General features: G+C 66.1%; 3 protein-coding genes and 1 pseudogene. 1 reads left to right on the top strand and 3 read right to left on the bottom strand.

Annotated features, from left to right (window positions below):
- The 3 genes and pseudogenes from AC1DQP_RS18410 to AC1DQP_RS18400 form a co-directional block, all read right to left on the bottom strand.
- Positions 1–331: pseudogene (locus tag AC1DQP_RS18410) on the bottom strand (hypothetical protein); the annotation flags it as partial.
- Between the two features lie 17 nt (positions 332–348).
- Positions 349–1,863: a dihydrolipoyllysine-residue acetyltransferase gene (gene aceF, locus AC1DQP_RS18405; protein WP_457320947.1), complete on the bottom strand. Its 1,515-nt coding sequence runs from the start codon at positions 1,861–1,863 to the stop codon at positions 349–351.
- Positions 1,864–1,968: 105 nt separating this feature from the next.
- A complete protein-coding gene (locus AC1DQP_RS18400; protein ID WP_478052194.1) occupies positions 1,969–2,490 on the bottom strand; it encodes a DNA-deoxyinosine glycosylase in 522 nt (173 codons plus the stop codon).
- Positions 2,491–2,682: 192 nt separating this feature from the next.
- Between AC1DQP_RS18400 and AC1DQP_RS18395 the strand changes: the two genes are divergently transcribed.
- Positions 2,683–3,315 carry an OmpW/AlkL family protein gene (locus tag AC1DQP_RS18395; RefSeq protein WP_478052193.1) on the top strand — a complete coding sequence of 211 codons (633 nt, stop codon included), beginning with the start codon at positions 2,683–2,685 and terminating at the stop codon, positions 3,313–3,315.
- Positions 3,316–3,408: the final 93 nt, after the last annotated feature.

Below are 3,408 nucleotides of genomic sequence, written 5' to 3'. Positions count from 1 at the left end.
TGCTGACCTGGTACTGGTCCGGCGACTGGTCCACGCGCAGTTCCAGGCCGCCACCACGGGCGCTGTTGTTCCAGTTGTACACGCGCTTGTCGGCGCGGCTGAAACGCAGCGTCCATTCCGCTTCCTGGGTACCGGGCAGCAGCGCCACGCCGGTCTCGACCCCGCTCTTGGGCAGGGTCACCAACGACAGCGCCGGCTGCGCCTTGCCCTCGAACAGGGTTTCCACTGCCTGGCCATAGTTGCCAACGGCCGGCGGCCAGCCGCGCCCCAGGCCGGACGCGCATTCCGCCGCGACCGCCTGCGACGCCGGCAGCACCGCCAGCATCAGCATCACTGCCAGGCGCTGCCTCACAGCAGGACGCGCCGCATGTCGGCCAGCACCTGGGACAGGTAGGTGGTGAAGCGCGCGGCCAGCGCGCCGTCGATCACGCGGTGGTCGTAGCTCAGCGACAGCGGCAGCATCAGCTTCGGCGCGAACTCCTTGCCGTTCCAGACCGGCTGGATGGACGACTTGGACACGCCGAGGATGGCCACTTCCGGTGCATTGACGATCGGCGTGAACGCCGTGCCACCGATGCCGCCCAGCGAGCTGATCGAGAAGCAGCCGCCGCTCATGTCGGCCGGGCCGAGCTTGCCGTCGCGCGCCTTCTTGGCCAGTTCGCCCGATTCCTGCGCGATCTGCACCACGCCCTTCTTGTCGACGTCGCGGATCACCGGCACGACCAGGCCGCTCGGCGTATCGGCGGCGAAACCGATGTTGAAGTACTTCTTCAGGGTCAGGTTCTCGCCGCTGGCATCGAGCGAGGCGTTGAACTCGGGGAACTTCTTCAGCGCCGCGGCGCTGGCCTTGACCAGGAAGGCGAGCATGGTCAGCTTGATGCCGGCCTTCTCGTTTTCCTTGTTCAGCGCCACGCGCAGGGCTTCCAGCTCGGTGATGTCGGCCTGTTCGAACTGGGTGACGTGCGGAATCATGGCCCAGTTGCGGGCCAGGTTGGCGCCGGAGATCTTCTTGATCCGCGACAGCGGCTGCACCTCGACCTCGCCGAACTTGCTGAAGTCGACCTTCGGCCAGGCCAGCAGGTTCAGGCCGCCGCCGGCGGCAACGGAGCCACCGCTCGCTGCGCCGCCACCGGTCAGGGCGGACTTGACGAACTTCTGCACGTCGCCCTTGGTGATGCGGCCGCCCTTCTCGGTGCCGCTCAGCTGGTTCAGGTCCACACCCAGCTCGCGGGCGAACACGCGCACCGCCGGGGAGGCATACGGCACCTTCTGCGGCAGCACACTGTCGGCATTGAACTGCACCGGCGGGCTGCTCGGGGCACCGGCGGACGGTGCGGCAGCGGCAGCGGCCGGGGCCGGCTGGGTCGCCTTGGCGGCGGCCTGCTCGATATCGCGGGCGGCCAGCTTGTCCGGCTCGGCGGTGGTGGCGACCGGCTCGACCTTGGTCGCGGTCTCGGCCGCTTCGGTCTTGGCCGCCGGGGCCGGCGCAGCGGCAGCGGCCGGCTGGGCCTGGCCTTCGCTGACTTCGATCAGGGCAACGACCTTGCCCTCGGACAGATTGTCGCCAACCTTGACCTTGATCTCCTTGACGACGCCGGCCACCGAGGACGGCACTTCCATCGTGGCCTTGTCCGATTCCAGCGTGACCAGGCCCTGGTCCTTCTTGACGGTGTCTCCAACGGCGACCAGCACCTCGATTACCGGGATATCGCTGTAGTCACCGATATCGGGGACAAGTGCTTCCTTGATTTCGGCCATGGGGATAACTCCGGCAATCTGGTGTAGGGAATCGCCTATTGTGGGGGCAGGAGGCGTCAGCGCCAACCGGCTGGGCGAACTTTTGCGCCCCCTGTCCCGGGACAACCTGTTGCAGCGGCCTGCTTTGCCCGGCTTGCGCTTGGTACAGCACGAAGCAGTATTTTCCAGTCGGTACCGTATTGTCCGCCGCCGCGCGCCGGAGTCAGCCGCTTACGGCCGCCGTGCATCGGCCAGCGGTTGCCATGCCGCCTGCAGCTTCGGCAGCGGCCAGGCCGCGTTGGCCGGGCTGGTGGAGGGCAACGACCAGATCGCCAGCGGCCGGCCGGTCTGCGCCAACGTCGGCGCGACGAAACGCTGGAAGGCCTGGTGCGCGGTACCACCATTGCAGGCGACCGCGCGCAACTGCGGCAACGTGGCGATCAGTGCGCCCAGCGCATTGGGCACTTCGCTACCCCGCACGATCGACGCATCCAGGCTGCCACGTCGCCGGCACTGGCCGATGACATCCCACAGGCCGACGCCGCTGGCATTCAACGCGGCGATGCGCGTTGCATACGGCAACGCCGCATCGACACCACACAACACCTGCATCAGCGGCCAGAAACGATTGCGTGGATGGGCGTAGTACTGCGCGGCCTGCAGCGATGCCAACCCGGGCATCGAGCCCAGCACCAGCACACGACAATCCCCGGACACCTGCGCGGGAAAGCCGATGCAGGTCGATTCTTCCATCACATCTCCACCAGGTGCATGAACATCCTCCAGCGTAACAATTGCCGATTTTGCAGGGCTTTTCTGCTGTTCGCTGAACGGAACAAACTAAATTTTAACGCGCGTCGGATTCGATTCATGTTGTGGGGACTACGTTTGCCTCGCCCCGGAACAACGGGGACCAGAACAAAAACATCCTGAGGAGATTCCCCCATGCGCTCCATCCGCACTTTGACCCTGGCAACCCTGACCGCACTGGCCTTCGCACCGGCCGCATTCGCGCAGGACTCCACCACTGATACCGCGTCGGGCAAGCATTTTGCCGTGGTCGGCGGCGTCTCGCTGCTGCAGCCGAAGAACGATCCGCTCGACGGCGTGCGCAAGGTGGACRGTGGTCCGGCCCCGACCCTGAGCTTCAGCTACTACATCAACGACAACTGGGCCGTTGAGCTGTGGGGCGCTGCCGACAAGTTCGACCACCGCGTGCGCGGCACCGACGGTGCGCGCCTGGGCACGGTCGAGCAGCAGCCGATCGCGCTGAGCGGCCAGTACCACTTCGGCCAGGCCGACAACGTGTTCCGTCCGTTCGTGGGCGCGGGTTACTACGAGTCCAACTTCAGCAATGAAGACCTGGCCAGTGACGTGGGCCACATCGGTCTGAAGACCGCCAAGGGCGCGATCGGCACCGTCGGCGTGGACATGAACATCAACAGCACCTGGTTTGCCCGCGCCGATGCCCGCTACATGCATTCGCGTCCGGAACTGACCGTCAACGGTGACAAGACCGGCGACAAGGCCAAGCTGGATCCGTGGACCGTGGGCTTCGGCATCGGCGCCCGCTTCTAAGCGCCAGCCACACGCGTTCAATGCAGTACTCAACGGGCCCCTCGCGGGCCCGTTGTCGTTTTCGGGCTTCGCTGTCGTCGGATCTTGGATGAG

The organism is Stenotrophomonas sp. P5_A8 (genome assembly GCF_056400545.1).
The sequence above is the reverse complement of the archived record's forward strand: the minus strand, read 5'-3'. Positions and strand labels throughout refer to the sequence as shown.

What these genes read in the sequence shown, in the direction of transcription:
- AC1DQP_RS18400 (WP_478052194.1), bottom strand. Translation starts at nt 2,490, where the DNA reads ATGGAAGAATCGACCTGCATCGGCTTTCCCGCGCAGGTGTCCGGGGAT.